Origin of the sequence: Aliarcobacter thereius LMG 24486 (assembly GCF_004214815.1) — a bacterium.
GTDB lineage: Bacteria > Campylobacterota > Campylobacteria > Campylobacterales > Arcobacteraceae > Aliarcobacter > Aliarcobacter thereius.
Genome location: NZ_CP035926.1, coordinates 866023 through 890365 on the forward strand (window position 1 = coordinate 866023; position 24343 = coordinate 890365).

Annotated in this window: 24 protein-coding genes and 1 riboswitch; of the genes, 19 read left to right on the forward strand and 5 right to left on the reverse strand. The window is 26.0% G+C overall.

Annotated features, from left to right (window positions below):
* The first annotated feature begins 29 nt into the window (after positions 1–29).
* Together ATH_RS04460 and ATH_RS04465 are read left to right on the forward strand one after the other, a co-directional pair.
* Entirely contained in the window at positions 30–284 is a 255-nt protein-coding gene (locus tag ATH_RS04460; RefSeq protein ID WP_066183714.1) for a hypothetical protein, read from the forward strand.
* Between the two features lie 14 nt (positions 285–298).
* Complete coding sequence (locus tag ATH_RS04465; protein WP_228140850.1) at positions 299–589, forward strand: type II toxin-antitoxin system RelE/ParE family toxin; 291 nt, start codon at positions 299–301, stop codon at positions 587–589.
* 132 nt (positions 590–721) lie between these two features.
* Here ATH_RS04465 and ATH_RS04470 read toward each other — a convergent pair whose 3' ends face one another.
* Entirely contained in the window at positions 722–1210 is a 489-nt protein-coding gene (locus ATH_RS04470; RefSeq protein WP_066183718.1) for a SixA phosphatase family protein, read from the reverse strand.
* A 109-nt stretch (positions 1211–1319) separates the two neighbouring features.
* Here ATH_RS04470 and aroB point away from each other — a divergent pair, with 109 nt between their 5' ends.
* Genes aroB through mog form a run of 6 tightly spaced genes read left to right on the forward strand, consistent with a single transcriptional unit; the run spans position 1320 to position 7734 of the window.
* Positions 1320–2357: a 3-dehydroquinate synthase gene (gene aroB / locus ATH_RS04475; RefSeq protein WP_066390464.1), complete on the forward strand. Its 1038-nt coding sequence runs from the start codon at positions 1320–1322 to the stop codon at positions 2355–2357.
* Positions 2354–3985 carry a mechanosensitive ion channel family protein gene (locus ATH_RS04480; RefSeq protein ID WP_083190940.1) on the forward strand — a complete coding sequence of 544 codons (1632 nt, stop codon included), beginning with the start codon at positions 2354–2356 and terminating at the stop codon, positions 3983–3985. Before aroB ends, ATH_RS04480 begins: the two co-directional genes overlap by 4 nt.
* Before the next feature lies 1 nt (position 3986).
* Positions 3987–5255, forward strand: a complete 1269-nt coding sequence (gene mtaB, locus ATH_RS04485; protein ID WP_066186283.1) for a tRNA (N(6)-L-threonylcarbamoyladenosine(37)-C(2))-methylthiotransferase MtaB — start codon at positions 3987–3989, stop codon at positions 5253–5255.
* A complete protein-coding gene (locus tag ATH_RS04490) occupies positions 5236–6705 on the forward strand; it encodes an AAA family ATPase (protein ID WP_066183727.1) in 1470 nt (489 codons plus the stop codon). Before mtaB ends, ATH_RS04490 begins: the two co-directional genes overlap by 20 nt.
* The gene (gene bioV, locus ATH_RS04495; protein ID WP_066183730.1) at positions 6695–7210 is read left to right on the forward strand and encodes a pimelyl-ACP methyl ester esterase BioV; all 516 of its coding nucleotides are present in this window, start codon (positions 6695–6697) and stop codon (positions 7208–7210) included. Before ATH_RS04490 ends, bioV begins: the two co-directional genes overlap by 11 nt.
* Positions 7207–7734, forward strand: coding sequence for a molybdopterin adenylyltransferase (mog, locus tag ATH_RS04500; RefSeq protein ID WP_066183733.1), 528 nt, complete (start codon positions 7207–7209; stop codon positions 7732–7734). The genes bioV and mog overlap by 4 nt, the downstream gene beginning before the upstream one ends.
* Before the next feature lie 14 nt (positions 7735–7748).
* Here the strand turns inward: mog and ATH_RS04505 are convergent, their stop codons facing one another.
* Both ATH_RS04505 and ribB read right to left on the reverse strand, forming a co-directional pair.
* Entirely contained in the window at positions 7749–8537 is a 789-nt protein-coding gene (locus tag ATH_RS04505; protein WP_066183736.1) for an ABC transporter ATP-binding protein, read from the reverse strand.
* Positions 8537–9166: a 3,4-dihydroxy-2-butanone-4-phosphate synthase gene (gene ribB, locus ATH_RS04510; RefSeq protein WP_066186281.1), complete on the reverse strand. Its 630-nt coding sequence runs from the start codon at positions 9164–9166 to the stop codon at positions 8537–8539. The genes ATH_RS04505 and ribB overlap by 1 nt, the downstream gene beginning before the upstream one ends.
* Before the next feature lie 74 nt (positions 9167–9240).
* Positions 9241–9381, reverse strand: a riboswitch (FMN riboswitch).
* A 182-nt stretch (positions 9382–9563) separates the two neighbouring features.
* Here ribB and ATH_RS04515 point away from each other — a divergent pair.
* The 5 genes from ATH_RS04515 to ATH_RS04535 are packed head-to-tail and all read left to right on the forward strand — an operon-like array spanning position 9564 to position 14756.
* Positions 9564–10103: a GNAT family N-acetyltransferase gene (locus ATH_RS04515; RefSeq protein WP_066183744.1), complete on the forward strand. Its 540-nt coding sequence runs from the start codon at positions 9564–9566 to the stop codon at positions 10101–10103.
* A gap of 3 nt (positions 10104–10106) precedes the next feature.
* Positions 10107–10343 (forward strand): Pathogenicity locus, encoded by a 237-nt coding sequence (locus tag ATH_RS04520; protein ID WP_066390462.1) that lies wholly within the window; start codon positions 10107–10109, stop codon positions 10341–10343.
* Positions 10344–10345: 2 nt separating this feature from the next.
* Positions 10346–11197, forward strand: coding sequence for a TIGR01777 family oxidoreductase (locus ATH_RS04525; protein WP_066390461.1), 852 nt, complete (start codon positions 10346–10348; stop codon positions 11195–11197).
* A complete protein-coding gene (locus ATH_RS04530) occupies positions 11194–12546 on the forward strand; it encodes a cryptochrome/photolyase family protein (protein ID WP_066183753.1) in 1353 nt (450 codons plus the stop codon). The genes ATH_RS04525 and ATH_RS04530 overlap by 4 nt, the downstream gene beginning before the upstream one ends.
* 8 nt (positions 12547–12554) lie before the next feature.
* Positions 12555–14756: an endonuclease MutS2 gene (locus ATH_RS04535; RefSeq protein ID WP_066183755.1), complete on the forward strand. Its 2202-nt coding sequence runs from the start codon at positions 12555–12557 to the stop codon at positions 14754–14756.
* On the opposite strand, the gene ATH_RS04540 is transcribed toward ATH_RS04535, so the two are convergent.
* A complete protein-coding gene (locus ATH_RS04540; RefSeq protein WP_083190941.1) occupies positions 14753–16057 on the reverse strand; it encodes a hemolysin family protein in 1305 nt (434 codons plus the stop codon). The genes ATH_RS04535 and ATH_RS04540 overlap by 4 nt on opposite strands.
* A 116-nt stretch (positions 16058–16173) precedes the next feature.
* Positions 16174–17031, reverse strand: a complete 858-nt coding sequence (locus ATH_RS04545; protein ID WP_066183758.1) for a phospholipase A — start codon at positions 17029–17031, stop codon at positions 16174–16176.
* 118 nt (positions 17032–17149) lie between these two features.
* Here ATH_RS04545 and rpe point away from each other — a divergent pair, with 118 nt between their 5' ends.
* The 6 genes from rpe (at position 17150) to cmoB (ending at position 24342) form a co-directional block, all read left to right on the forward strand.
* On the forward strand, positions 17150–17791 hold the full coding sequence (gene rpe, locus ATH_RS04550) for a ribulose-phosphate 3-epimerase (protein ID WP_066183761.1): 642 nt from the start codon (positions 17150–17152) through the stop codon (positions 17789–17791).
* A gap of 10 nt (positions 17792–17801) precedes the next feature.
* Positions 17802–18395, forward strand: coding sequence for a phosphoribosylanthranilate isomerase (locus ATH_RS04555; RefSeq protein ID WP_066183764.1), 594 nt, complete (start codon positions 17802–17804; stop codon positions 18393–18395).
* Positions 18382–19197, forward strand: coding sequence for a 3'-5' exonuclease (locus ATH_RS04560; protein WP_066183767.1), 816 nt, complete (start codon positions 18382–18384; stop codon positions 19195–19197). Before ATH_RS04555 ends, ATH_RS04560 begins: the two co-directional genes overlap by 14 nt.
* A gap of 195 nt (positions 19198–19392) precedes the next feature.
* Positions 19393–22137 carry a cytochrome c biogenesis protein CcsA gene (ccsA, locus tag ATH_RS04565; RefSeq protein ID WP_228140849.1) on the forward strand — a complete coding sequence of 915 codons (2745 nt, stop codon included), beginning with the start codon at positions 19393–19395 and terminating at the stop codon, positions 22135–22137.
* A 4-nt stretch (positions 22138–22141) separates the two neighbouring features.
* The gene (locus tag ATH_RS04570; RefSeq protein ID WP_066183774.1) at positions 22142–23428 is read left to right on the forward strand and encodes a M20/M25/M40 family metallo-hydrolase; all 1287 of its coding nucleotides are present in this window, start codon (positions 22142–22144) and stop codon (positions 23426–23428) included.
* Positions 23428–24342 (forward strand): tRNA 5-methoxyuridine(34)/uridine 5-oxyacetic acid(34) synthase CmoB, encoded by a 915-nt coding sequence (gene cmoB / locus ATH_RS04575; protein ID WP_066183777.1) that lies wholly within the window; start codon positions 23428–23430, stop codon positions 24340–24342. Before ATH_RS04570 ends, cmoB begins: the two co-directional genes overlap by 1 nt.
* Position 24343 lies beyond the last annotated feature (1 nt).

Below are 24343 nucleotides of genomic sequence, written 5' to 3' on the forward strand. Positions count from 1 at the left end.
TCTAAAACTTGATTTAAAAAGGATTTTTTATGAAAACTTTAACAATAGATATTCAAGATAGTTTTTTGAAAGAGTTTCTAAACTTTGTACAAAAAAGTCAAAATAAAATATTAGTTCGAAATAGTAGCGATTATGAAGATATATATTTTGATGATAGAAAAAAACAACTTCAAAAAATAAGAGAAGATATAAAAGATGGCAAAGAAAAGCTTTATTCAATAGATGAGTTTGAGAAAAGATTTGATTTATTTGAAAAAGAAATAGATAAAAAATATGCAAATTAAACTTTCAAATAATTTTGAAAAAAATTTTATATATTATTTATGAATTTATATCAAAAGATAAATTATCTGCTGCACAAAATTTCAAAAAAGAACTTTTAAAAACTATTAAAGCATTATCAGATTTTCCTCTAAAATATAGAAAATCATACTATTTTGATGATGAAAATATAAGAGATTTGACTTTTAAAGGATATACAATAGTTTATGAAGTAGATTTTGATAAAAAAGAGATTTTTGTATTTCATATTTTTAATAAAAACTTGCCAATAAATATAAAAAAAGAAAATGAAAATGAATCATCTTAAAAAGTTTTTAGCAAACGACACAAAAGGATTTGAAGCTAGAAAATAGCTATTTGAAAAAGCTTAAAATATAAAAATCAAATTTAATTACAAATTGTAATATTTCTTTCCCCTTTTACCCTTTTTTGCTAAGATTTAAAACATCTTTGGATATATAAAAAACTCCAAACTAGCACAATCTTCTTTTAATTCACTCCAAGAGTTTATATCTAAACTCATTTTTAAAATCCCACTTGTAGGAATATTTTCAGTAAAACCACCAAGTAAATAATCAGCCAAAAGATTAAATCCTGGATTATGACCTATAAAAAATATTGTATTATGTTTATTTTCTATATTTTTAAGTACATCTAAAAGATTTTCTAAAGGTGCTTCATATATGTTTTTTTCAAAAACTACATCTTTTTTGTATTTAAACTCATCTAAAAAACTTTTTAAAGTTAGTTTTGTTCTAAGAGATGGAGAAGAGATTATCAAATCAGGAGTTTGTATAAGAGATTTTAATTTTTTTGCCATAAATGGTGCATCTTTTTCTCCTCTTTTATTTAAAGGTCTTGAAAAATCATCTAAACTTATATCTTTCCAAGAAGATTTTGCATGTCTTATTAAAATTATCTCTCTCATTTTTACTCCTAAAAATTTCTCATATATTATCTTATAAACTATCAAAAAAGCCTTTTTTTAGTAAAAATTAGCTATTATCAACACTTATTTAAACGATGGAAAAAACAAAATGAGAGTAAAAATAGAGCTACAAAATGATAACTCATATGAAATATTTATAGAAAAACTTCAGCAATTAAGCTTTGATAGAAAAGTTGTGATTGTAACAAATTCAACAATAGCAAATCTACATTTAGAATATCTAAAGATAAAAATTAGTGCAAAAGAGCTTAGTATTTGTATTTTGGAAGATGGAGAAGAGTATAAAAACTTTGACTCTTTACAAAATATTCTTACAACTTGCTTTGAAGCAAAATTAGATAGAAAATCACTTTTAATAGCATTTGGTGGCGGAGTTGTAGGCGATATGACAGGTTTTGCAGCATCTATTTACCAAAGAGGAATAGATTTTATTCAAATTCCTACAACTTTGCTTTCTCAAGTAGATGCAAGTGTTGGTGGGAAAACAGGAATAAACAACAAATACGGTAAAAACCTAATAGGAACTTTTCATCAACCAAAAGCTGTTTATATAGATTCTAGTTTTTTAGAAACTTTGCCAAAAAGAGAGTTTGGAGCAGGAATTGCTGAGATAGTTAAAATGGCTGTTTGTTTCAATAAAGAGTTTTTTTCTTGGCTTGAAAACAATGATTTAAATGATAAAAAAAATATAGATATAGCTATTTTAAAATCTGTTGAAACAAAAGCTTGGGTAGTTTCACAAGATGAAAAAGAGCAAGGATTAAGAGCTGCTTTAAACTATGGACATACTTTTGGACATGTTATAGAAAATCTTACAAACTATAAAACATATCTTCACGGAGAAGCAGTAGGAATTGGTATTTGTATGGCAAATGCACTTGCAGTTAAACTTGGAATTATGAGCAAAGAAGAAGAGAAAAGAGTTAAAACTTTACTAGAAAAATATAATATTCCTACAAGTTATAAAATCGAAGATGTAGAAGATTTCTATGAGCATTTTTTCTTAGATAAAAAATCAAGCAATAGTAAAATAAAGTTTATTTTACCACTTGGAATAGGAGATTGCAAAATAACTGATGAGATAAATAAAGATGATGTTTGTGTAATTTTAAGGGAGTTTAGATGATACAAAAGATTATAAAACTCTCTTTTGTATTTTTACTAACAATAAGTTTTATAAAAGCAGAAGAAAACACAGTTGATGAATCTTTGGATTTTTCAAACCGAACAGAGATAAATATACTTCTAGATAAAGTTAATCAAATAGAAAATACATACAAAGAAAATATCTTGATAAAAAGGTATTTAAACTATCTTTCATACAGCAAAATAGCAAATGATCTTGAAGTTTTGAAACAGAGTTTAAAAAATAAAAGAAAGCTATCTGATGAGCAAGAGTATCAACTACTAAATAAGATAAGAGTTAAAGAAAATGAGTTGGAACTAATAGGAGAATATAAAGGTTCTCCTATTGGAGGATTAATAAACCCACCTGAAATTGATAAAATAGAAACACTTACTAATCCATTTGAGATAATTGGTGCATTTTCTAATATAAAAAAATTAGAGCAAAATAGACAACAGTTTTTAGATTTGGAAAGACAGCTTGAAGAGTTGTTGAAAATATTAAAAGAAGAGCTAGATATTTATAGCGAGATTAATGCTTTAGAACAAAGAATAGAGATAAGTGAGAAAATATTATATCTTGATAAACAAAGAAGAGATTTTGAGATTGTTTTAGATATCGTAAGTACAACATCAGAGGTATTTAGGAAAAAAACAGAACAAGTAATATTAGAAACAAAAAATGAGATAACAGCACAATTTCAAAAAATGTTAAATATCTCATTTATTATTATGATTTTCTTTGGAGTTACTTTCTTAGTAAAAATGGTTTTAAAGAAATATTATATTCAAAATGAAAACTACTATATGGTAAATAAAATCTTAAATTTCTCTTTAGCTTTTTTGATTTTGATGGTTTTACTTTTTTCATATATTGATAATGTTGCTTATCTTGTTACAATCCTTGGATTTGCATCAGCTGGTATTGCTATTGCTTTAAAAGATTGGTTTATGTCTTTATTTGGATGGATGGTTATTGTAACTTCTGGTTTTATTCAAGTTGGAGATAGAATAAGAGTTACAAAAGGAGAAGTTGAAACTGTTGGAGATGTTTTAGATATTTCACTATTTAAAATAACTATTAAAGAAGATATTACTATGGTTTCTTACTATAAAAATAGAAGAGCAGGAAGAATATTTTTTGTACCAAACAACTATATATTTTCTGAATTAATCTCAAATTATAGTCATAGTGAATTAAAAACTATTTGGGATGGAATTGATATTACAATTACTTTTGATTCAAATCATAAAAAAGCACAAAAGATTATAAGAGAAATTTTAAAACATTATTCAAAAGGTTATAGTGATATTACAAGAAAACAGTTATCAAAAATGAGAAATAAATATCAATTAAGAGCAACAGGAGTTGAACCAAGAGTATTTACATTTATTGAACCATATGGAGTTGTGATTTCTGGATGGTATCTTACAAACTCTTTTGCTGCACTTGTTTTAAGAAGTACAGTTAGTACAGAGATTTTAGATGCACTTATGAAAGAAGAAGATATTAGTATAGCTTATCCAACTCAACAACTAAATATAAACGAAACAAAAAATGCTTATGGTTCATCAAGAGCAAAAGAGTTTTCAAACTCTGATATAGATGATATTATGATGAGAAGATAGTATGAATTTTAGTACAAATAAACCAAAAGTATTTTTTAAAACTTTTGGATGTAGAACAAATATCTTTGATACTCAAGTTATGATGAGTAATTTAAAAGATTTTGAAGTAACACAAAATGAAAAAGATGCAAATATAGTGATAATTAACTCTTGTACAGTTACAAATAGTGCTGATACAACTGCAAGAAGTTATATAAATGGACTTAAAAAATTAGGAAATAGTCCAAAAGTGATTTTTACAGGCTGTGGAACAAGAACAAAAGGCGAGAAACTATTTGGTGAAGATAAGATTGATGGACTTTTTGGAGCAAGTGAAAAAGAGAACATAAATGAACTTCTAAAAATAGATGAGAAGTTTTTTAAACTTGGAGATCTTAAAAGTCTTGATAAAACTGTTGTAGAAGAGTTTGTAGGGAAAAGTAGGGCATTTATAAAAATCCAAGAAGGTTGTGATTTTAGATGTTCATATTGCATAATTCCTCATGTAAGAGGAGATGCTAGAAGCTATGAAGAGAGTGTTATTTTAAATCAAGTAGAAACTTTGGCACAAAATGGTTTTTCTGAGTTTATTTTAACAGGAACAAATGTAGGAAGTTATGGTAAAAAAATGCACACTTCTTTAGCAAAACTTCTTAAAAAAATGGCACTTATAAAAGGTGTTAAACGAATTAGAATGGGAAGTATTGAACCTATTCAAATTGATGATGAGTTTAGAGAACTTATAAACGAACCTTTTATGGCAAAACATCTTCATATTGCACTTCAACATACATCAAAAGATATGTTAAAAATAATGAATAGAAGAAATAAAGTTTTAAGTGATTTAGAACTTTTTGAATTTTTAAGCCAAAATGGATATGCCCTTGGAACTGATTTTATAGTTGGGCATCCAGGGGAAACAAAAGAGCTTTGGGAAGAAGCTATGAAAAATCTTCATAATTTTCCTTTAACACATATTCATGCATTTACATACTCAAAAAGAGATGGAACTCCAAGTGCTTCTATGAAAGATATAGTAAAAGGCGATATTGCAAAAGATAGATATATTGAACTTGTAGAGATAATAAAACAAAAAAACTATGAGTTTAGGAAAAACAATCAAGTAAATCTTGAAGTTTTAGTAGAACAAGAAAAAAATGGAAAATATCTTGGATTTGATCAGTTTTTTAATCAAGTTGAGATTGAATCAAGTGAAGATTTACTTGGAGATTGGGTAAATCTTGATTCTTATTTAGTAAAGGATGTTAAAAATGAAGCAAAATTCAAATAATAAAAATATGGATAAGAACTTTAAGCTAATGCTTCTATCAGCTATTGCATTGATAGTTTTATTTACTTATACACTTTATAAAAGTAGTTCAAATATTGAAGGGACAGGATATTATATTGGAATTGTATTTTTAATTATATTACTTATTTTATCTTTTATCTTAAGAGCTAAACAAGAGAAAATAAGAGAGTATTTTAAAATAGGAAAAACAAAAGAAGAGCCTTCGAATTTTGATAAAGAACTCAAAAAGAACTATGAACAAAATGTTGCTATTGAGCAAGGTGTTCAATCTGTAAAATCAAATATTACTTTTAAAGATGTTGCAGGAATAAAAGAGATTAAAGAAGAGCTTGAAGAGATAGTTGATTTTTTAAATAATCCAAAAAAATACCAAAAGTTTGGTGTAAAACTTCCAAAAGGTGTTTTACTAGTTGGTCCTCCAGGAGTTGGAAAAACTTTGATTGCAAGAGCAGTTGCAGGAGAAGCACAAGTTCCATTTTTTTATCAAAGTGGAGCTAGTTTTGTTCATATTTATGTGGGAATGGGAGCAAAAAAAGTAAGAGAACTTTTTAATAGTGCAAAGATAAATGCTCCATCTATTGTTTTTATAGATGAAATTGATGCAGTTGGTAAAGCAAGAAGTGGAAAATCAAATGATGAAAGAGAATCAACATTAAATGAACTTCTAACTCAGATGGATGGATTTGAAGGAGATAGTGGAGTTATTGTAATTGCTGCTACAAATAAAATTGAAGTTTTAGATGATGCACTTTTAAGAGCTGGAAGATTTGATAGAAGAGTTCATTTGAGTTTACCAAATATAGATGATAGAAAGAAAATTTTGGAGCTATATTTAAAAGAAACAAACAATGAAATAAATATTGATAAACTTGTAAATGAAACAGCAGGATTTAACTCAGCAGCACTTTCAACCTTGGTAAATGAAGCACTTTTAAATATGATAAAAAACAATAGACAAGTACTTGATTATAGTGATATTGAAGTGGCAAAAAATAAATTAGAATTTGGTAAAAAACAGATAAAAATACTTGATAATGAACAAAAAGATATTTTAGCTACTTATCAAACTTGTAAAGCATTTATTTCAAAAACAAAAATAGCACTTTTGGATGAAAATATATATAAAACAGATTCCGTATATCCATCTTTTAGTGAGTTAGTTATGAGTATTAAGATTGATTTAGCTGGTGTTATTGGACTTGAACTTATAAAAAAAGAGAAGTTTTTTGTAAATGAATCTGATATAAAAAGAGCTTATGATTTAGCTTTAAAAATGGTTTTAGATTATAAAATGGCAACAGATGAAAATGAGCTTATAAACTCTATAAAGAATGATTTAAGAGCAACACTTTCTCAAAACATTGATGAACTTAATAGATTAAAAGAGATTATGCTTAAAAATGAGGTAATAACTCTAAATGATTTCTAAGAGTTTTTTTAGTGGTTTTTGCTTTATAAATGAGAGTGAACTTTTTGAAGAGTATATAGAAAAAGGAGAATTTGTAGTAAGTGGATTCTCTTATGGAGCTATAAAAGCTTTTTTAGAAGTAAGAAATAGTAAAAAAAGAGTTGATAAATTACAACTCTTTTCTCCAGCTTTTTTTCAAAATAAAGATGAAAAGTTTAAAAGAATGCAAGTTATGTTTTTCAAAAAAGATGAAGAATCATATATAAAAACTTTTTTGAAAAATGTCAAAGCTAACTCTTCAAAAGATATAGAAAAGTTTTTTAAAAAAGGAAACTATGAAGAGCTAGAAGAGCTTATAAACTTTAAATGGAGCAAAGAAGATTTAGAAGAGTTATTAGGAAAAGGTCTTAAAATAGAGGTTTTTTTAGGGCAAAATGATAAAATTATTGATAGTTTAGAAGCAAAAGAGTTTTTTAAAGATTTTGCTACTGTTTACTATTTTAAAGATAAAGGACATATATTATGATTGCAAAAATTGGAATAATCACAACAAGCGATAGAGCAAGTTCAGGAGTTTATGAAGATTTATCAGGAAAAGCTATTATTGATACTTTAAATAGTTATCTAAAAACTCCTTGGGAACCAGTTTATAGATGTATTAGTGATGATAGAAAAATTATTGAAAATACTTTAATCGATTTAATTGATAATGAAAAATGCTCTTTAGTTGTAACAACAGGTGGAACAGGACCAGCATTAAGAGATGTAACTCCAGAAGCCACAGAAGCAGTTTGTGATAGAATGATGCCAGGTTTTGGAGAGCTTATGAGAAGTATAAGCTTACAATATGTTCCAACTGCGATTTTATCAAGACAAACAGCAGGTCTTAGAGGAAGTTCATTAATAGTAAATCTTCCAGGAAAACCAAAATCAATAAAAGAGTGTTTGGATGCAGTTTTCCCAGCAATTCCATACTGTATAGATATTATGGAAGGTCCATATTTAGAAACAGATGAAGAAGTTATAAAAGCTTTTAGACCAAAAAAATAAAATAGTAGAAAAGATTATAAAATCTCTTCTACAAAATATCTATCATTTTTCTCTTTTATACTTATTTTTGTATCAAAAATCTTTGATAGATTTTCACTAGTTAAAATATCCTTTTTTTTGCCACTTTTATATATAGTTTGATTGTAAACTAAAGCAATATTTTCTATCTCTTCAAAAATCTCTTCAAGATGATGAGTTACAAGAATTATTGAAGAGTCCTTTGCTATTTTTTTTAACATTTTTATAAAATTTATCTGTGCTTTTATATCAAGACCAACAGTTGGTTCATCTAAAATAAATGCTTTAGGTTTATGAATTAAAGCTCTTGCAACTATACATTTTCTTAGCTGACCTGTACTCATTTGAGCAACTTTTAAATCTTTTAAATCAGATATTTCTAAAAAATTCATAACTTCTTTTACTCTTTTTATTTGCTCTTTTGAGAAGTCTTGATGAGTAAAAATACCAACTGAGCTATAATGTCCACTTAACACAACTTCAAATCCATTCATATAAGAAGCTTCTTTAGCAAAATAGTTATGAAGATCATTTGTGATGATTCCTAGCTCTTTTTTTAGTTCAAATATTGAATAATGACTTTTCCCTAAAATCTCTTTTTTAAATTCATTTGTATGTCTTGGATGAATTTCTGATTGAATTAGTTTCATTAATGTAGATTTTCCACTCCCATTTGCTCCTAAAATAGCCCAATGTTCACCAGCTTCAATTTTTAAATTGATATTTTTTAAAACAACTCTTTCATCATATCCTACATTTATATTTTCAAAATCTATTATATTCATTACTCTCCTTTATTTAATCTATATTCTATAATCTCTTCTATACTAATAATTGGCATTGAATGTTTTTTGGCAAAATTAGTTATTTGTTCACCTTTTGCCATTGTTCCATCTTCATTTGTAATTTCACATAAAACAGCATTTGGTTCTAAGTTTGCTAACTTCATCATATCAATACTAGCTTCTGTATGACCATTTCTTTCTAAAACACCTCCTTGCTTAGCACAAAGAGGAAAAATATGTCCTGGAGATATTATATGATTTATACCATCTTTTTTTAATGCGGATTTTATAGTTTTTACTCTATCTTTTGCACTAACTCCCGTTGTTATACCTTCTTTTGATTCAATTGAGATTGTAAAAGGTGTTTGAAATCTTGAATTATTTGATTTTACCATCATAGGAAGATTTAACTCTTTTACTTTTTGTGGAGTTAAACATAAACATACAATTCCACTACATTCTCTTATAAGAAGTGCCATTTGAGAATCTGTAATTGTATTTGCATGAAATATAATATCAGCTTCATTTTCTCTGTTTTTATCATCAGTTATGATAATTCCAGTTCCATTTTGAAGTGCTTTTATAGCTTTGTTAATATTTTTTTGTGAATTTGACATTTGTTGATTCATTAGTTTTCCTTTTATTTAAAGTAAACTTATTGAATCAGGGCAATAAACCTAATTTTTTAATAAATAATAAAGTTTAATCTTCTCTTTCATCCAGACTATAACTGTTGGTTTTGGATTCACACCAAATCTGCTTGACCCTTATAAATAAGGCGCTCGTGGACTTCTATAAAATAGTTACCACCAGTAAGGAATTTCACCTTGCCCTGAGAAAATAAATTTGTGGAATTGTAACTAAGAGATACTTAGAACATAGTGTTTTATTTAGTAAATACTTGTTAAAATCTTTTAAACATTAGAAATTATGATAAAAAATAATTAAAACAAATAGTTGAATTGTTTACAAATACAGTTCATAAAGAGAAAATATTAATTTAATAAATTTTAGTATGGAATTAAAATGCAAATAAAAACAGAAAGACTAAAAATAAGAACTCTTCAAGATAGTGATTTAAATGATTTTTTTGATATTTATAAAGATGAAGAAACATGTAAATATTTACTACATAATTCATGGAATGAAAAAAATAAAAATGAAGAGTTTAAAGAAAAATTATCAAAACAAAGTCTTGAAAAAGATTTTGCTATAAATTTAGCTTGTATTTTAGATGATGTAGTAATTGGTGAGATAAATATTTGGAATACACAGATGAAAGATTGTGTTGAAATAGGTTATTGCTTTAATCCTAAGTATGGCAATAAAGCTTATGCAACGGAAGCTTTAAAAGCTGTTGTAGAATATCTTTTTATAAATAAAAATATTCATAGAATACAAGCAAATATGGATGCAAGAAATTTAGTATCAGCTAAACTTTGTGAAAAAATAGGAATGAGAAGAGAAGCTTATTTTATAAAAGATTTTTATAGTAAAGGTGAGTGGACAGATAGTTTTATTTATGGAATGTTAATTTCTGATTTAAAATATAAAAACAAAGGATAATATATGGCATTTTCAAAAGAAGAAAAAGATGAGCTTTTAAAGCTAAAATTTGTAGGCGAAACTGTAATCCAAAGATTTGAAGAAATAGGAATTGACTCTTTAGAAAAGCTTTCAAATAGTAGTGTAGAAGAGATTACAGAAATTGTTTCAGATATTTTAGGAAGTTCTTGCTGGAAAAACTCTCCACAAGCAAAAAAAGCTGTTTTTAATGCTATTTTGTTTGCAAAAGAGAATAAATAAATATGAAAACAATTTTAATATCAGGTGGAAGTGGTTTTGTTGGACAAAGTTTGCTTCAATTTTTTGAAAATCATAATTATAAAGTAAATATTTTAAGTAGAGAAACTTTAAATGATATTGAAAAATTAGATGAAATTATAGAAAAAAGTGAAGTAATAATAAATCTAAGTGGTGCAAATATTATAAATAGATGGAGTAAAAAGTATAAAGAAATACTTTACAAAAGTAGAATTAATACAACAAAAACTTTGGTAGAATCTATAAAAAGAGTTGAAAATAAGCCAAAATTATTTATATCCACTTCGGCTGTTGGAATTTATGATAATAAAGCTAAATATGATGAAAATGGCTCTTTTTCAAATGATTTTTTATCAAAGCTTTGCCAAGATTGGGAAAAAGAGGTACAAAAGGCAAAAAATAATATTACAAAAGTAGCTATTTTTAGATTAGCAATTGTTTTAGGAGAAGATGGTGGAGCATTTAAAAAAATGATAACTCCTTTTAAATTTGGATTAGGTGGAGTTATTGGAAGTGGAAAACAATATTTTCCATATATTCATATAGAAGATTTACTAAGTGCTTATAAATTTGTAATACAAAATAAGTTTGATGGAACTTTTAATTTACTTGCTCCAAATATTACTACAAACTATGAATTTACAAAAACTTTAGGAAAAGTTTTAAATAGACCTACTATATTTCCAATTCCAGAATTTATATTAAAAATAATATTTAGTGAAGGTGCAAAAGTTTTAAGCGATGGACAAAATGTAGTTCCTAAAAGATTAATAGATTTAGGTTTTGAATTCAAGTATAAAAATATATATGAAACTTTGAAAAATTTAGTAAAATGAAACAAATACTATGGTTTAGAAGAGATTTAAGAGTAGATGATAATGCTATATTATCAAATGCAAAAGATGAAGTTTTAGCAATATTTATATTTGATAAGAATATTCTAAATAAGCTAGAAAAAGATGATAAAAGAGTTACTTTTATATATCAAAGTGTTTTAGAATTAAAAAAGAACTTACAAAAAATAGGGCTTGATTTAGCAATATTTTATGAAACACCAAAAGATGTTTTTACAAAACTAAAAAAAGATGGTTTTGATGAAATTTTAACTTCAATAGATTTTGATGACTACGCAAAAAAAAGAGATGATGAGATTTCAAATATCTTACCTATAAAAAGATTTATTGATTCATTTTTAATTGATCCAAAAGATATTTTGAAACCAAATAAAACACCATATAAACTCTTTACAGCTTTTTATAACTCTTTAGAGTTCTTACATGATTCAAATAGTATAAAAGAGTTTGAAATTCCTAAAAAATTAAAAAAAATAGATTTTAATTATAACTTTATTCCAACTCTTGAAGACTTAGGATTTATAAAACAAAAATTACCAAATTTTTTATATAGAAGTGCAGATGAGTTAATAGATATTTTTTCAAAAAAAATCCAAAATTATCAAAAAGATAGAGATTATTTTTATTTAGATGCTAGTTCAAATTTATCTGTTCATTTAAGATTTGGACTTATTTCTCCTAGAACTTTATTTAATAGAATCAAAAAATTAAATTCACCAAAAGAAGAGATAGCTTTTTATATTAGAGAGCTGTTTTGGAGAGAATTTTATAACTATATTTTATACTATTTTCCAAAATCACAATTTGAAAATTTAAATGGTATAGAAATAAACTGGAATGAAAATGAAGAAGATTTTATAAAATGGTGCAAAGGAGAAACAGGAGTTCCTATTATTGATGCTAGTATGAAATATTTAAATCAAACAGGACTTATGCATAATAGATTAAGAATGATAGTTTCTTCATATCTAACAAAAAATTTACTCATTGATTGGAAGAAAGGAGAAAAATATTTTGCTTTGAAACTTTTGGATTATGAAGCAAGTTCAAATATTGGTTCGTGGCAGTGGGCTGCTAGTACAGGAGTTGATAGTGTACCTTATTTTAGAGTTTTTAATCCTTACTTACAATCAAAAAAATTTGATAAAGATGCTGTTTTTATAAAAAGTGTCTTAGAAGAACTTAAAGATATATCACCAAAAATAATACATATAGAAAATGGTATTCAAGAAAATATATTTTTGAACTATCCAAGGCAAATTGTTGGGATATCTTATTCAAGAAATAGGGCTATCTTTGAATTTAAAAAATTAAAGCCCTTTAAGATATAATCTTCGCTATGGAAAAACTTATAACTAAACTTGATCTAAATGATTATATAGAAAATTTTAAAAAACTTTTTGCTAGAGAAAAATCTATTATTTTGGAAGGTGATATAAATATTCACTTTAAGATTATAGAAGAGCTTTCAAAATATAATTTTAATGCTCCTAAGAGTGTTGAAAACCTTGATTCAGAACTTATTCATCTTCAAAAGCAAGGTGTATTAAAAATATATGAAATATATGAATTTGTAAAAATTATTAACTATTTTTTATATTTAAAAAGATTTAATTTTGAAGGAAAACTTCTTGAATGGATGGAAAAAATTGTTATTCCAAATGAGATATTAAATATTTGTAATTTTTTTGATGATAAATCAAAATTAAAAAATGGAATAAATGAAGATTTAGACAATATAAAAGAAGCAATAAATAGAAACAAAGAAGAGATAAAACAAAGTTTATATAAGCTTGTAAACTCTCCAAAACTAAGAACTTATCTTGTAGATATGCAAGTTCATTTTATAAATAGTGAAGAGTGTTTATTGGTTCGAGGTGGATTTAATCATGCTTTAAATGCAAGTGTAATTGATAGATCAAACTCTGGGTTCTTTTATGTTGTTCCTCATAGTATTAGTGAGTTAAAACAAAAAAGAAGTGATTTAGAAAATAAACAAGAAGAGATTTTATTTAAGATTTGTAAAGAGATATCTCATATCTTTGAAAAAAATCTTCTATTTTTAAAGTTTATAAATAAAGAGTTTGATAAGTTTGATCATTATCAAGCTAGAATATTTTTCTCAAAAATAGATGACAAAAACTTTATTTTACCTACAAAAGATGGAATAAATAAACTTGTAGAGTTTTCTCATCCAGCTTTAGTAAATGCAAAACCAATTAGTGTAGATTTTTCTAAAAAAGTAATTATGCTAACAGGAGTAAATGCTGGTGGAAAAACAATGATGCTAAAATCTATTTTAAGTGCTATTTTTTTATCTAAATATTTACTTCCTTATAAAACACATAAAAGTACAGTTGTAAGTAATTTTAAATCAATAAACGCTATTTTAGATGATCCACAAAGTGTAAAAAATGATATATCTACTTTTGCTGGAAGAATGTTAGAATTTTCTAAATTATTTGAAGTTAAAAATGCAATAATTGGTGTTGATGAGATTGAACTAGGAACAGACTCTGATGAAGCAGCTAGTTTATTTAAAGTAATAATTGAAGATTTAATAAAAAATGATATTAAAATCATAATAACAACACACCATAAAAGATTAGCTGCTCTTATGGCAGCAAATCCAGATGTTGAGCTTATTGCTGCACTTTATGATGAAGAGAATCAAAGACCAACTTATGAGTTTTTACAAGGAACTATTGGTAAGTCATATGCTTTTGAAACAGCACTAAGATATAAAATCCCTTTAGGTGTTGTAAAAAGAGCAAAAGAGGTTTATGGAGAAGACAAAGATAGATTAAATGAACTTATTGAAAGAAGTAGTGAACTTGAAAGAGAATATAGGCAGAAAATAGCAAATCTTGATAATGAAATTGAAAATTATAAGAGATTGACAAGCAATTTAAAAGAGCAAAAAGAGAGCTTAGATGAACATATTTATAGTGAGAAATCTAAACTTCATAAAGAGTACAAAGATGCTAGAGATGAAGCAAAAAAAGCTATAAAAGCAAAACTTATAAAAGAATCACATCAGCACCTAAATATATCTCATAAAATGGCAAAAGATATTGAAATTGAGAAAGTTCAAGAGCAAATAGAGTTTAAAGTAGGGGATAGAGTTAAATATAGAACTACAAAAGGAACTATTGTATCAATTAAAGGTGCAAAAGCATTTATTGAAAATGATATGGGAATTAAAGTTCAAGTTATGATTAGTGATTTAAGTAGAAGTGGAAATCCTCCACCAAAGATTCCTACAAAAAAAGCTATTGTAAATATTGCTAAACCAGAAAGTGGAAATATAAAATTAGATTTACATGGACAAAGAGCAGAAGAAGCTATTGATAACTTGGATAAGTTTTTAAGTGATGCACTTTTGGCTGGATTTGAAGAGGTTTTAGTTTATCACGGAATTGGTACAGGAAAATTAGCATTTGCAGTAAAAGAGTTTTTGAAAAAGCATCCAAGAGTAAAAGGTTTTGAAGATGCTCATCCTAGTAGTGGAGGTTTTGGAGCTAAAGTTATAAAACTTTAATCTCCAGTATTTATATCATCTGAAATCACTTTTTTAGTACATAATATCTTTTTAATTCTATTATCTTGTACTTCTAAAATTTCATAGCTACAATCTTTATCTTCTATTATCTCTCCAACAGTAGGAAGTCTTCCTATTAGGTTTAAAATTCTTCCACCTATTGTTACAGATATTTCATTTTTATCAAAATGAATTTCTAAAAGTTCTTCAACTTTTTCAATATTTACAATTCCATCGAATTCATAGATATTTTCATCTATTTCTTGAATTAATTTATCATTTGGATCATGCTCATCTGTTGTTTCACCAATAATCTCTTCTAAAATATCATCCATAGTAATTAAACCAGAAGTTCCACCATATTCATCTACAACTAAAGCTAAGTGAATTCTACTTTTATTCATCCTTGTTAGAATTATAGAAATAGAAGTATTTTCAGGAACCATAATAATCGGTCTTACTAAAGAAGAGATATTAATCTCTTTATTTGTTAAAGCACTATTTAAGATATCTCTTGTATGAACCATTCCTACAATATTATCTTTACCACCTATGCAGTAAGGATATCTTGTGTGTTGAGTGCTTGTTACTCTTCTTATGTTTTCTTCATAACTCTTTTCAGAGTTTAAACAAATCATATCTTTTCTAGGAGTCATAATTTCTTTTGCAACTGTTTCAGAAAAATCAACAGCATTTTTAATAATTTCACTCTCAACTGAATCAATATGTCCACCTCTGAAACTTTCATTTACAATGATTCTAAGCTCTTCTTCTGAGTGAGATAGTTCATGCTCTGTTGCTGGTTTTATACCTAAAGCTCTTATAACAAAAGCAGCAACAATATCAAAAAATCTAATAAGTGGATAAAAAACTATCCAAAATATATAAAGTGGTCTTGCAATATATAAAACCATAACTTCAGCTTTTGCAATAGCAATAGATTTTGGAACAATCTCTCCAAAAACAACATGTAAAAAAGTAATCATAGAAAATGCAATGATAAAACTAACTGTATGAAGTAATACAGGATTATTTGCAAGAAATGAAAAGTTTGCTTCTATTAGTTTTGCCAAAGTAGGTTCACCTATCCAACCAAGGGCTAGTGATGAAAATGTAATACCAAGTTGAGTTGCACTTAAATAAGTATCAAGAGAGTTTGACATTTTTAGTGCTAAAACAGCACCACCTTTTCCTTGTTTAACAAATTCTTCCAATTTTGTTCGCCTAACTTTAACAATTGCAAACTCTGAGAGAACGAAGAAACCATTTAAAAAAACTAAAAACACTGCTAATAAAAGCATTAAAATGGACTGTATATCGGGATCCAATTTTTTCCTTTAAGTTAAATTATTTTTTGAGTAAGAAATATAAACAATATTGACTTAATTTATGCTTTTTTTAATTGAAATATAAGTAATTATCTTGTAATGCTAATCCCAAAACCAATATTTGTAACTTCTCTATCATAATCAATAAAACTATGACCATATCCATGACTTACTTGAAATAGAAAAAAAGTATTATCGTTGTTTAGAAATTTAGGAAAAGGAATATTCCAATTTAATTCAGCATATCCTTTATTTTGGCTATTAAATCTTAAGTTATTTCTTAAAAGCAATTCAAAACTATGTTTTTTATAAAAATAGATTAATTTTAAATCTCCATAACCATAATATTTGTAAAAATCAGGATTATCATCAATATTATTTCTTTCAAGAATTCTATACCAAACTCTAGGAATTATAAAAAGATTATCAAATTGAAATGTACTTTCTATATAAAATCTATTTGATGATCTTGATTCTTCTTTATCTTTTCCATTTGACATATGGTATAAAGATAATCTAAGTAGTTTTAAATATTTATAATCTTTATAAAAATCTAAAAAAAGTTCTGGTTCATAAACTGTTTCTCTAAATGGTGCAGAATCAGCTGTTGTTTGCCAAAAAGATTTTTGAGTATATGCAACATTTAAAGTATCATTATCTGAAAAAAGATTACTAGCTAGATTCTTTTGTAAACTAAATTGAAATATTGTTTCAATATCTTTTCTCTCACCTTCAAAATCATTAAAATAATAAGAAGCAGGTAAAATATAATTTGATTTAAAAGGTAATAAGCCAAAATTTTTTGTTGAATATTGTTTTATTGAATAATTTGTATCTTTTTCTTCTATTTTATTTATATTTTTCTCAAAATAGTTTTCAAGTTTTTCTTCTAAATTATCATTTGCAAAACTTATTGAAATAAATAAAAAGTATAAAAATATTCTCATAAACAATCTTTGTATTAAAATTTTGGCTTAATATTACATAAAAATTGGTTTATAGATTATAAAAGCGATAAAGTGATATACTTTTTTCTAATTTTATAAAACAAAGGTAAGATAAGAAATGTTAGTTGCTCCATCTATATTGTCAGCAGATTTTGGAAATTTAGAAAAAGATATAAAAGCTATTTGTGATGCTGGATGTGATTTAGTTCATGTTGATGTTATGGATGGACATTATGTACCAAATTTAACTATTGGACCTGTTGTTGTTGAAGCTGTTGCAAAAGTTGCTACAAAACCACTTGATATTCATTTAATGGTTGAAAATAACAACTTTTTTGTTGATCTTTTTGCTCCATTAAAACCAAAATATTTGTCTTTTCATATTGAAAGTGAGAAACATCCACATAGATTAATTCAAAAGATTAGAAGTTTAGGAATTAGTCCAGCTATTGTTTTGAATCCTCATACGAGAGTTGAGGATATTGAATATTTATTAGAAGATTTAGATATGGTTTTATTAATGTCAGTGAACCCTGGTTTTGGTGGACAAAAATTCATACCAATAGTTATTGAAAAAGCAAAAAAATTAAAAGAACTTATAATCAAAAGAAATCCATCTTGTCTAATAGAAGTTGATGGTGGAGTTAGTAATAAAAACATAAAAGAGTTAAAAGAATCAGGAGTTGATATTGTTGTTGCTGGTTCTTATGTTTTTGGAAGTTCTAATTATGAAGAAGCGATTAAAAGCTTAAAAATATAAAGAAGCAAAAATGAGAGTTAAAATTTGTGGAATTACAAACTATGAAGATGCAATAAATGCAGTAAATGCTGGTGCAAGTGCTTTGGGCTTTGTTTTTTATGAAAAATCTCCTAGATATATAAAACCACAAAATGCTCTACTTATAGTTGAAAAATTACCACCTTTTGTACAAATTGTTGGACTTTTTGTAAATGAAACTACTGAAAATATAAATAAAATATCTTTAGAATCAAAAATGCAAGTAGCTCAAATAATTGATGATAAAAATATAGTTGATTATTCAAAATTAAATATAAAAGCTATAAAAGTTGTAAGAGTTAAGGAAAAAGAAGATTTAGAAAAACTTGAAAACATTTACTATTTGGTTGATGCTTTTGTTGATAGTTTTGGTGGAGCTGGGAAAAGAATAGATTTAGATTTCTTTAAAAATATAGATTGCTCAAAATTTATTCTTGCTGGAGGATTAAGCAAAGATAATTTAAAAGAGCTAAATGGTTTTGGGTTTTTTGCTATTGATGTAAGTAGTGCTGTTGAAAAAGAGAAAGGCAAAAAAGATAAAGAAAAGATGGAAGAGTTTTTGAAAGAAGCTTATGAAATCTTATAAAAGATTAGTTCCATCACCAAATTCTCAATCAAATAAAATAACATTTATTGATCTTATAAGAAGATTAAAAAAAGAGCCCATAGAGTATGAAGAGTTTTTAAAATTATTAGAAAAGTGTACAGATAAATCTTTTGAAGATTCTCAATTAGAGTTTGAACTTCTATTAATAAATGGTTTTCCTCTTGATATTATTGATAATTTTGTATATTTAAAAACGACAAATACAAAAATAGAAGAGCAAACTTTTTGTATTGTTGATATTGAAACAAATGGAGGAACTCCTAAAAAAGGGCATCAAATTATTGAATTAGGTGCTGTAAAGTATAAAAATGGAGAAATTATAGATAAGTTTAACTCTTTGGTTTTTGCAAAAGATATTCCTATTTTTGTTCAAGAAGTTACAAATATAACTGTTGATATGTTAAAAAATGCTCCACGATTGGATAAAGTTTTGCAAGAGTTTAAACTATTTTTAGCAGATGATGTTTTTGTGGCACATGATATAAAATTTGATTATAACTTTATATCAGACTCTTTTGAAATATATAATCTAGGAAAACTTTTAAACCGTAAAATTTGCACTATTGATTTAGCAAAAAGAACTATAAAATCAGAAAAATATGGATTAAGTACATTAAAAGAACTTTTAAATATAGATGTTAATAATCATCATAGAGCATATTTTGATGCTTTAACAACTAGTAAAATATTTGAGAAATCTATTTTAAATATTGATAAAAATATTGTAAAAACAGTTGAAGATTTGATAAGTTTTAGTAAATCAAATAATATTTTAAAGTAAATGTGTCAAATTTGTAAAAAAATAAGATAATATTCATGAATTTTACTATCTTAGAAAAATAATAAGAATATAAAATATTGAAAAATAGGGCATTTGTGATAAAATAATATATCAAAAAATGCCAATTCATTAACTAAACATTAATAGCAAAAATGTAGAATTTTTCTATTAATTATAAAAGGATTTAACTTGTATTTGAAAAAAATATTATTCTCTTTGAAAACGACAGTTATACTATTGTCGATTTTAGCAATTTCAGCTGGTGTTGCAACATTTATAGAAAATGATTTTGGTACAACATCTGCACTCTTTTTGGTTTATAACAGCTTTTGGTATGAAGCACTTTTAGTTCTTACAACTATTAATTTAATATCTGTTATATATAAATTTAAAATGTGGAAAAATACTGCAAGGTTTCTTTTTCACTCATCTTTTGTTGTCATATTAATTGGAGCAGGTATTACAAGATATGTTGGCTATGAAGGAATAGTTCAAATTCCTGAAGGAGTTACAACAAATGAAATGATATCTTTAGAACCATATTTACAAGTAACAGTTGAAAAAGATAATAATATTATTGCTCAAGAGATGTATCAAGAAGATTTTACATCACTTTTTAAATCCTTAAATAATTTTAATCATAAAATAAAAGTTGAAGATAAAGTTTTAGAAGTTTCATATCTTGATTTTATGTTTGCAAAAAAAGATCAAAGTAGTATGGGACTTTTAACTGTAAATATAAATTTTGATGGAAAAAATGAAGAGACAAGATTAGCTGGATTAAGAGGACAATTAGGAGTTCCAAAAGAGCTTATAATTGGAGATTATAAAGTTACTTTAATATATGGTTCAAAATATATGGAACTACCTTTTGCTATTAGATTAAATGAATTTCAATTAGATAGATATCCAGGAAGTATGGCTCCATCATCATATGCTAGTGAAGTAACTGTTATAAAAGATGATAAAGCTTATGATTATAGAATATTTATGAATAGAACTTTAAGTGAAGGAAATTTCTTATTTTTCCAAAGTTCATATTTCCCTGATGAAACAGGAACTGTACTTTCTGTAAATAATGACCCTGGAAAATGGCCAACATATTTAGGATATTTTTTACTTACACTTGGACTTTTATTAAATTTCTTTGATAAAAAATCAAGATTTATGAAACTTATAAAATATGTTTCTAGCAAAAATATTGCAAGTTTTGCATTAGTTTTAACTCTATTTGCCTGTACAAATGTATATGCAAATGATGATTTACAACCAGAATTAGAGGTAAATAAAGTAGAGTTAGCAGTTGATTATTTAAACAAGTATAAAGATGAATCAAAACAAGTATCAGAAAAATTTGGTAATTTAGTTGTTCAAGGAAATGGTGGAAGAATGCAACCATTATCAACTTTAAATAAGCAAATTGTTCAAAAACTAAGTGGAAGAAGTAACTTTTTAGGAATGGATGCAAATCAGATTGTTTTTGGAATGCTAACAAGACCTGATATATGGAAAGATGTTAAAATCCTAAAAATACAAACTCCAAAACTTAAAAAACTTCTAAATATTGATGAGAGTGAAAAATATATCTCTTTTTCTGAAGTTTTTGATGAAAAAGGAAAATATTTAATAGTTGAAGAAGCTGAAAAAGCACTTCTTACAAAACCTATTGAAAGAGGAACTTATGAAAAAGATATTATTAAGTTAGATGAAAAATTAAATATTATTTATAGTGTATTTAATGGTTCTTTACTAAATATTTTCCCAAAATTTTATAATAGTGAAAAAATTGATGATAACTATAAATGGTACTCACCACTTGAAGCTATTGATATATTTCAAGGTCAAAATCAAGTTGCAATAAGCACTTTAATAAGAGGACTTTTAAATTCAGTAGTTGATTATAATTGGGAAGAGACAAATAAGTATTTAGATTTAGCAAAAAGTTATCAAGAAAAAGCTGGAAATGAAGTAATGCCTAGCAAAACAAAAATAGATGCTGAAATATTATTTAATAAACTAGATCTATTTTTTAATTTAACTCTTGTTTATTTATTATTAGGTTTTATAATGCTAATAATTTCATTTGTATTAATTTTTAATCCTAACTTTAAAGCAGAAAAAACTACAAAAACATTATTTGTAATTTTAGCTATTTTATTCTCTATTCAAACATTTGCAATGGGATTTAGATGGTATGTATCAGGTCATGCTCCTTGGAGTGATACTTATGAATCAATGTTATATATATCTTGGTCAGCTATTTTTGCAGGAGTAATTTTCTTTAGAAGATCTCTTTTAGCACTTAGTTCAGCTGTTATCATGGCTGCAATTTTTATGTTTACAGCACATTTAACAGAAATTGACCCACAAATTACAAATTTAGTACCTGTTCTAAAATCTTATTGGCTTACAATTCATGTATCAATATTGACAGCTTCTTATGGATTTTTTGGACTTAGTGCAATTTTAGGTTTTTTAACACTGATTATGTTTATTGTTAGAAAAAGAAAACCACATGTTGATGATATTATAAAACACATTAGTGCAATAAATGAGATATCATTAATTATTGGATTAGCATTTATTACAATTGGAAATTTTCTTGGAGGAGTTTGGGCAAATGAATCTTGGGGAAGATATTGGGGTTGGGATCCAAAAGAGACTTGGTCTTATGTTTCAATTATAGTTTATGCTATTGTTCTTCATTTAAGATTTGTTAAATCATTAAATAATCCATTTACTTTAGCAGCTTCTTCAATGCTTGCATTTAGTACAATTTTAATGACATACTTAGGAGTTAATTTCTATCTATCAGGAATGCACTCATATGCAACAGGAGATCCTGTTCCAATTCCTATGTGGGCATATTTTACAACTATTGTTGCAATAATGACTGTTGTTTTAGCATATAGAAATAGAGATTTAAAAGAGAGTTTATAAATATATGTCAAAAGTTTTAGATATTTTTAAAGAATTAGTTGATATCCCAAGATGTTCAAATAGGCATGAAGATTTTATAGCTTATATGCAGAAATTATCAAAACAGTTAAATTATAACTGTTTTGTAGATGAAGCAAAAAATATTTTATGTAAAAAAGATAATAGTAATTCTAAAATTGTTTTCCAATCACACTATGATATTGTTTGTTTAAGTGAGAATAAAAAAATAGAACTTGTTGAAGATGAAGATAGTTTAAGTGCAAAAGATTCAACTTTGGGTGCTGATAATGGAATAGGTTGTTCATATATGATTGCTTTAATGTATGAATCTTATGATGGAGAATTTCTTTTTACAAGTGATGAAGAGATAGGATTAATTGGTGCAAATAATTTAAATCTATCTATAAACTCAAAATATATGTTAAATCTTGATAGTGAAGAAGAGGGTGAAATTTGCATTGGTTGTGCAGGTGGAGTTGATATTAAAGCTATTTTTGAAGATAAAAGGATAGTTCAAAATATTGATAATCTTGATTTATATGAAATAAGATTGAACTCTTTAAAAGGTGGGCATAGTGGTGTTGATATTGATAAAGATATACCAAATGCTATAAAACTTTTAATACAAAGTATAAAAGAGTGTGATGGAAAAATACTTGATATTAGTGGAGGGGAGAGAATAAACTCTATTCCTGCAAATGCAAGAGCTATAATTGCTTCTAAAAATAAACCAAATAAAACACATGAAAATATGATAATAGATAAAATTGATACAAAAAGTGAACATTTATCTATTTATGATGATAATTTATTGAACTTTTTAAATAGTTTTGAAAATGGAATAAGAAGATATAATAGTGAGCTAGGGGTTGTTCAAACTTCAATAAATTTGGCACTAATTGATACAAATATAGATAATATAAAAGTTGAATTTAGTGCAAGAGCTATGAGCAAAGAAGATTTAGAAAAGATAAAAAATGAAACTTGTAATGATTTATCAAATAATGGTTTTGAATTTACAACTTATGGTAAGTACTCTCCTTGGAAGCCAGATATAAATGAATTTACAAATATTGTTTTAGAATCTTATAAAAAATATAATAAAAATGCATCACTAAGAGCTATTCATGCAGGTTTGGAGTGTGCAGTTTTTAAAGAAAAATTTCCAAATATTAAAATAGCTTCTATTGGACCGACTATTAAATTTCCTCACTCAAAAAATGAAATAGTTTACAAAGAATCTATAAAAAATGTTTATAAAATAGTAAAAGATATAATAAAGAGTGTTTAGTGAATATTGAAGAACTAAAAAAGAAAAAAGATGATTGCAGAGCTTGGAAAAATGTTGAACCTTGGTATATGCAACTAAAAGAAGTAGAAAAGATAGAAAAAAAAGATTTAAATATAGATTATGGTGATTGGTTTAGTATAGGTTCTAAAAAAGATTTAAATGATGAAGAGTATGAAATCATATTAAAAACTGCAAAGGCTCTTATTCCTTGGAGAAAAGGACCTTTTAAGATATTTGATTTAGAAATTGATAGTGAATGGCAAAGTAATTTAAAATATAATCTACTAAGACCTCATTTTAATTTAAAAGATAAAGTTGTTGCAGATATTGGATGTAATAATGGTTATTATATGTTTAGAATGCTTGAAGATAAACCAAAAAGATTAGTTGGTTTTGATCCATCGCCTTTGACATTACATCAATTTGAATTTATAAACCATTTTGTTAAATCAGATATTGTTTATGAGATGCTAGGAGTTGAACATTTAGAAGCTTATAATCATAAATTTGATCTTATATTTATGCTGGGTGTTTTATACCATAGAGCAGATCCTATTGGAACTTTAAAATCTTTGAATAGAGGATTAAATAGTAAAGGAGAGATTATAATTGATACCTTTATGATAGATGGAGTTGATGAAATTTGTTTAACTCCAAATCAAAGATACTCGAAAATACCAAATATATATTTTATTCCTACAATTCCTGCATTGAAAAATTGGCTTATAAGAGCAGGTTTTGAGAATATTGAAGTTTTAGAAACTATTGTTACAACAAAAGATGAACAAAGAGCTACGATATGGAGTTTTGATGAGAGTTTAGAAGACTTCTTAGATTCAAAGGATAATAGTAAAACAGTTGAAGGTTATCCTGCTCCTAAAAGAGTTTATATAAAGGCTAGAAAAGTATTATAAT

Excerpts from the sequence above, each read along its gene's own strand:
- ATH_RS04540 (WP_083190941.1), bottom strand. The coding sequence starts at position 16,057 with ATGCTTTTATTAGCAGTGTTTTTAGTTTTTTTAAATGGTTTCTTCGTT.
- ATH_RS04460 (WP_066183714.1), top strand. The coding sequence starts at position 30 with ATGAAAACTTTAACAATAGATATTCAAGATAGTTTTTTGAAAGAGTTT.
- ATH_RS04515 (WP_066183744.1), top strand. The coding sequence starts at position 9,564 with ATGCAAATAAAAACAGAAAGACTAAAAATAAGAACTCTTCAAGATAGT.
- ATH_RS04530 (WP_066183753.1), top strand. The coding sequence starts at position 11,194 with ATGAAACAAATACTATGGTTTAGAAGAGATTTAAGAGTAGATGATAAT.
- aroB (WP_066390464.1), top strand. The coding sequence starts at position 1,320 with ATGAGAGTAAAAATAGAGCTACAAAATGATAACTCATATGAAATATTT.
- ATH_RS04555 (WP_066183764.1), top strand. The coding sequence starts at position 17,802 with ATGAGAGTTAAAATTTGTGGAATTACAAACTATGAAGATGCAATAAAT.
- rpe (WP_066183761.1), top strand. The coding sequence starts at position 17,150 with ATGTTAGTTGCTCCATCTATATTGTCAGCAGATTTTGGAAATTTAGAA.
- mog (WP_066183733.1), top strand. The coding sequence starts at position 7,207 with ATGATTGCAAAAATTGGAATAATCACAACAAGCGATAGAGCAAGTTCA.
- ribB (WP_066186281.1), bottom strand. The coding sequence starts at position 9,166 with ATGAATCAACAAATGTCAAATTCACAAAAAAATATTAACAAAGCTATA.
- ATH_RS04505 (WP_066183736.1), bottom strand. The coding sequence starts at position 8,537 with ATGAATATAATAGATTTTGAAAATATAAATGTAGGATATGATGAAAGA.
- bioV (WP_066183730.1), top strand. The coding sequence starts at position 6,695 with ATGATTTCTAAGAGTTTTTTTAGTGGTTTTTGCTTTATAAATGAGAGT.
- ATH_RS04545 (WP_066183758.1), bottom strand. The coding sequence starts at position 17,031 with ATGAGAATATTTTTATACTTTTTATTTATTTCAATAAGTTTTGCAAAT.
- ATH_RS04480 (WP_083190940.1), top strand. The coding sequence starts at position 2,354 with ATGATACAAAAGATTATAAAACTCTCTTTTGTATTTTTACTAACAATA.
- ATH_RS04570 (WP_066183774.1), top strand. The coding sequence starts at position 22,142 with ATGTCAAAAGTTTTAGATATTTTTAAAGAATTAGTTGATATCCCAAGA.
- ATH_RS04535 (WP_066183755.1), top strand. The coding sequence starts at position 12,555 with ATGGAAAAACTTATAACTAAACTTGATCTAAATGATTATATAGAAAAT.
- mtaB (WP_066186283.1), top strand. The coding sequence starts at position 3,987 with ATGAATTTTAGTACAAATAAACCAAAAGTATTTTTTAAAACTTTTGGA.
- ATH_RS04470 (WP_066183718.1), bottom strand. The coding sequence starts at position 1,210 with ATGAGAGAGATAATTTTAATAAGACATGCAAAATCTTCTTGGAAAGAT.
- ATH_RS04525 (WP_066390461.1), top strand. The coding sequence starts at position 10,346 with ATGAAAACAATTTTAATATCAGGTGGAAGTGGTTTTGTTGGACAAAGT.
- ATH_RS04520 (WP_066390462.1), top strand. The coding sequence starts at position 10,107 with ATGGCATTTTCAAAAGAAGAAAAAGATGAGCTTTTAAAGCTAAAATTT.
- ATH_RS04490 (WP_066183727.1), top strand. The coding sequence starts at position 5,236 with ATGAAGCAAAATTCAAATAATAAAAATATGGATAAGAACTTTAAGCTA.
- ATH_RS04560 (WP_066183767.1), top strand. The coding sequence starts at position 18,382 with ATGAAATCTTATAAAAGATTAGTTCCATCACCAAATTCTCAATCAAAT.